Source organism: Blastomonas sp. (assembly GCF_041747255.1).
Lineage (GTDB): Bacteria > Pseudomonadota > Alphaproteobacteria > Sphingomonadales > Sphingomonadaceae > Blastomonas.
In genome coordinates this window covers 1-4,617 of sequence record NZ_JBGTFM010000397.1, presented here as the reverse complement: position 1 = coordinate 4,617, position 4,617 = coordinate 1, and the positions used below count along the sequence as shown (strand labels likewise).

The window sequence follows — 4,617 nt, the reverse complement described above, 5'->3', positions numbered from 1 at the left end:
CCGAATGAAGACCGATCACCACCACATCTTTCTCGCTGAAGGTCTCGCGAACACGTGTCGCCTGCGGCAGGCCATGGCTGACGCAGCCGGGGCACAGCATTTGAAAGGCTTCGATCAAAATCACACGCCCAAGCAAATAGTCGAGGGTTAAGGGCTCGGCGACGTTCAGCCACTGGACAACTTCAAGCGGTGGTGCCGGTCGCAATGGGACAGTCATGTCCTTCCCTCCCTTTTCTCGGTCCTGCCAGTAATCGTTGGCTGCCGCTATCGTTGCGAAGTTGACGGCGACTGTCTGTGAAATCGCAATCAGCGCTCGGGCATCATGACCATACTGAGAGCGCAATTTGTCCCGCACAGCCTCATCCGGCTGCGTGTCTTTGACACCCATTCGGCTCAGCTTGATGGCGAGCGCATATCCGCCTGCCGGGTCCTCGGTGACAACAGTAGGTAACCAGTTGGTTATTGTCCGCTTTCCTGCTCGCTCGCATTAAGTGCCGGCGGCGAAACGATCGCCGCCGACGATTCTTTAATTGTTGACCCTACCCGGGAGGCTGAGGTCGCCCGAAGCCACGTCGAAGACATCCGCAACGCAGAGCAAAGGTGCGTGAACGCTCTCGTTGACTCTGAGACCAGCGGTCACACCGTCATAGGAGGCCGCTTCAACGATGCCGATTTCTTCGAAAGGCACGCGCACCTCGACAGTATCTCCGCCGATGAGCGGGCCCCAGCCTGGGCTGTCGATCAGGATCGGCAGCCCGGGCCAGGTCTTCGGCAGCCTTGGGTTCGTTCCCTCAGGGATGTCGATTACCTTCAATGCGCCCGCGCCGCAGGCGTTATCGGGGCCAAGCACCACCCAGTGGCTATGCCAGAGATCACCGTCATTGCCGGGATCGCCGTCCCCATTCTCGTCGAACAGTGGCGTGTCGTCGAAATCTGGATGAGCCGTGACGGCGAGGGCTAGGATGCCCGCTCCACGGTCGAACCCGACTTCATAGGGGTCGATGCTCGTTGGCCAGACGTAAGAGAATACCTCGCTGCCGGCGAGCTGTCCTGAAGGCGCCGGTTTGCTCTCGCCGGCGCGTCCTGAGACGCCAATATGGAACACGGCGACATTGCCATCTGTCGTTATCTTCGCATGGACGATGTCGAACGGCGCTGCGATTGTATCCGAAGCTTCAGCGCTGATGCCATGCTCCTTCTGGGAGTTGTGTGCCATTACGGGCAGGGTCAAGGCGATCGTGATCGCCGCAGATGCTATGGCTTTTTTCATGGCCATCACCGCAGGGCCGAGAGGTCGGCGCCGTGATTGATGTGCAGTGCCGTTCCGTCGATCACGAGCGCGGGCACCGATTCAACACCATTGGCGGCGGCTTCATCGATCCTCTTCGGCGCATCGCCCAGATGGACGATCTCAAGTTCGAATCGGTTGCGATCTATGACCTCAGTGATTTTGTCTTCGGCGGCTACGCAGACCGGGCAACCGGCGTGGTAGAAGATGGCTTTCTGTGTCATGATAAGAAGTCTCCTGTCTTTCAGAGGTAGGTTAAGACATCAGGACGCCTCGCCCGATACCGCGGGAGGGGCGTCCGCTTTTCCGGCCGGCGTTCCAGCAAACCTTCGCCAAATGGCGTCGGTTTCTGGTTCGTCGGTCGGTTCATGCTCGCTGCAGTCGAGGCGCAGGTTCGCGTCTCCGAAGGCAGCGTCCACGAAGGCGCAGTGGTGGGGGGCGACCGCATCGTCGTGGACGTTCGGCCGGAAGAAACGACAGGTCGCACACATGCGTTGAACTGGAATGGCGCCTTTGACTTGCAGATAGCGGATCATTTTCGTCAGGCCTTTCAGGAAGACGACCTGCTCTTGCGCATCCAATGCGTCGACGGCAGCAAGCAGCGCATCGGGCCAGACTGCGATTGCCTCTGCGGTGCGCAAACCGGCAAGCGTTGGATGCAGGAGCGCCGCCCGACCGTCCGCAGGATCACGCCGGCGCTCGAGATGACCTTTTCGGATGAGCGCCGCGGCAGAGTCGCTGGCAGTAGGCTGGGTGACGCCGAGCTCTTCGGCAAGCGCTGCAATGCGTGCTGGACCGCGCCGTGTGAGATGAATGAGGATTTGCGCCTGGGTCGGGGACAGAGCAGCAGCCTCTGCCTGACGCCAATTTGCAGACCTCAAAAATAGCCCGATCTTAGCCAGTCCCGTCGCTATATTGTTTGTCGTCGCCATCGTGGGTCACCTCGCAATGCGATTCATATAGGAGTCCTATATAATTGCAAGAGGCGCGGTATCTGTCATGATTGCCGATTAACGCCGTAATTGAGATCCGAAGTTCTGACATTGATGTCCTGGCGCCCATCAATCGTAGGGGGCACTGTTAAGGGCTCAACGAACCGGGACGCCGATCCTCCCTGCGTTTAATGATCTCAGCCGCTTTGACTGCGGTTGATTTTCGGAACCGATAAAAGTCATCTCAAGGTCACGGGGTAAGGTGTTCATAACATAACTTCCGCAAGTTGGCCGTATGGGTGCTGTCCGCTTTTTATACCTGAAGGTTGCAAGCGTCGTTCGCAGCCGGCCCAGCTTCCGTGATGGAATCCGGCCAAGATCAAAATGAACCAAGAACCAGCAGGAAAATCGTTAGATCTGCAAGGATATGAGCAACGATTGGGGCGGAAAGGCCACCCGTTGCGTGGCGAAGCCATCCGAGGATGACGCCATAGATGATAGCGAGGGCGACTCCCGACCATCCGCTTGGAAAGCCTGCCCAATGCAGTGCACCAAATGAAAGGGCCTGAATCAAAATTGCGAGCCAGATGCTGGTGTGCCTTCCCAGCCAGGATTGTATTCCGCCGCGCCAGATCAGCTCTTCCATAGTCGCATTGAGCAGAGCGAAGCCGAGAGCTGCAGAAATCAGCACCAGCAGGTCTCCTCGGGGGACCATCGCACGGAAGACTTCCAGATCGGGTTCAAAGAGCTCAACCCAAATCACCAACGCGCCGGTAGTGAGAATAGAGATCGCAATGGCTGCCAGCCACAATCGCGCACTTGCCTTGCCCGATCGCCAACCCAGCGCAAGGCGCGCTTCCGACCTCCAGACACGCGCGGCTATCGCTGCAATCACCAGCGGAATAAGCAGATGCCATGGCCAAGTGAAAAGTTCTTTGAGCAGCGCGCCAAGAACAAGAAACGCAGATGCAAACACGATAACGAAGAGCAGGGAATGCTGATCGCGGTATCGTATAGCACAGGCGGCCAAAATCAGTCCGGCGACGAATGGGACGGCCATCACGCCGATTTCCAGCGGTGGGATAAGGGCGACAAGCATGAGCGACAGCAGACCAGCCGTGCTTCTCTCATCGATCACAGCTCGCACCGACAAAACAGCTTCGTCCCCGCGCCGTCCACCGCTTTGCCGAGTTAAAACCATCTGACGATCTATCGCAATGGACTTTATCGCTCGATCTGAACCCGGTGCGCTCCGTTCCACTAGATTCGGCTTAGTCGGCAAACCTTTTGGTTCTGGATGGTCCCGCCGAGGGAATATTGACCATCAACAATCTGACGAATAAAATGGCTCCAGTCGCCACGGGATATCTGCGGTTGGATCGATGCGAATTTCCATCAGCACTGTATTGGATGCGCCCTTTGCAAAAGTTCGCGAAGAACTGGGGAAATCCCGGTTGCTGGTCCATGTCACCGCGCCCTTAGTCAAATTCCGTCCGATCACTCCTCCGTCGTTTCCAAGCGAGTGGCGAGATGGCCGATATCTGGTCGCGATGCTTCTGGGAGGCGTTCTGCCCCTCGGCCGACAGTGGATTGAAATCAGTCATCCAAAACCGGAGTCCTCGAGCGTTTATCGCATTCGAGATAACGGTTCCGGCCAACTCGTCCGAACGTGGGACCATCACATCACGATCCACGAACGCCCAGATGGTCGCACCGACTATCTGGATGAGGTCGAGATTAAGGCTGGCCTTCTCACCCCAATTATCGCTTCTTTTGCTGCCTTGTTCTATCGACATCGACAGCGCCGCTGGCGTTTTCTTGCTCGGTCAGAATTTCGCTACTCTTGAGCCTGCAGATCCGAAGGGCAGACGGATAATGCTCTGCGTCGCCCGCAACAAAATGTGACCGAGCCTTACCGACGGAGCGCGAACATCCTCCCATAGGTCAGGCAACGCCATAGCCATTCCATGCAAAACCGCGTGGCCTGGAATGCCGACGGAGGGGCTCGAAATATAATTGCAACATACTGAAGGTATGAGTATTTTAAAGCCATGCAATGTAAGTTTACCCCACTTGATACCCCGAAATCTAGCACAGAAATTTTTTAGATTTTCAACGGCAATCTCCGCCGGGTCGTTTCGATAATTGGGTTTCCTCATGCATTGCCCCGAAGGCAACGGCCGGAGCTGGGCCGGTTGCTGAAAGGCAGGTTCTGGCTGGAAACGGGGCAAAGCTGCATGTCGGCTTTCAGGTGATCGCCCAAAGGCATTTCATGGCCGCAGTTGGGTGATGGGTTGGACGCCCCCCGACGGCATCGATGTGCCATAATGGAGGTGTTTAAACACCATTGGTAAGGAGGCGTCTGTGTCGGAAGTTAGCATCATTGGGCTGGATATC

6 protein-coding genes are annotated in these 4,617 nt (G+C 56.9%); 1 reads left to right on the top strand and 5 read right to left on the bottom strand.

The window, feature by feature from the left end; translation table 11 throughout:
- The 5 genes from ACEW8G_RS13420 to ACEW8G_RS13400 all read right to left on the bottom strand — a co-directional run.
- On the bottom strand, nucleotides 1-397 hold a 397-nt coding region (locus ACEW8G_RS13420; RefSeq protein ID WP_373488913.1), incomplete at its 3' end, for a hexameric tyrosine-coordinated heme protein.
- A 129-nt stretch (nucleotides 398-526) separates the two neighbouring features.
- Nucleotides 527-1,270, bottom strand: a complete 744-nt coding sequence (locus ACEW8G_RS13415) for a hypothetical protein (RefSeq protein ID WP_373488912.1) — start codon at nucleotides 1,268-1,270, stop codon at nucleotides 527-529.
- Between the two features lie 5 nt (nucleotides 1,271-1,275).
- On the bottom strand, nucleotides 1,276-1,512 hold the full coding sequence (locus ACEW8G_RS13410) for a thioredoxin family protein (RefSeq protein ID WP_373488911.1): 237 nt from the start codon (nucleotides 1,510-1,512) through the stop codon (nucleotides 1,276-1,278).
- Nucleotides 1,513-1,551: 39 nt separating this feature from the next.
- Nucleotides 1,552-2,220 (bottom strand): MarR family winged helix-turn-helix transcriptional regulator, encoded by a 669-nt coding sequence (locus ACEW8G_RS13405; protein ID WP_373488910.1) that lies wholly within the window; start codon nucleotides 2,218-2,220, stop codon nucleotides 1,552-1,554.
- 379 nt (nucleotides 2,221-2,599) lie between these two features.
- A complete protein-coding gene (locus ACEW8G_RS13400) occupies nucleotides 2,600-3,421 on the bottom strand; it encodes a lysostaphin resistance A-like protein (RefSeq protein WP_373488909.1) in 822 nt (273 codons plus the stop codon).
- Between the two features lie 181 nt (nucleotides 3,422-3,602).
- Between ACEW8G_RS13400 and ACEW8G_RS13395 the strand changes: the two genes are divergently transcribed.
- Nucleotides 3,603-4,067 carry a hypothetical protein gene (locus tag ACEW8G_RS13395; protein ID WP_373488908.1) on the top strand — a complete coding sequence of 155 codons (465 nt, stop codon included), beginning with the start codon at nucleotides 3,603-3,605 and terminating at the stop codon, nucleotides 4,065-4,067.
- The last annotated feature ends 550 nt before the right edge of the window (nucleotides 4,068-4,617 follow it).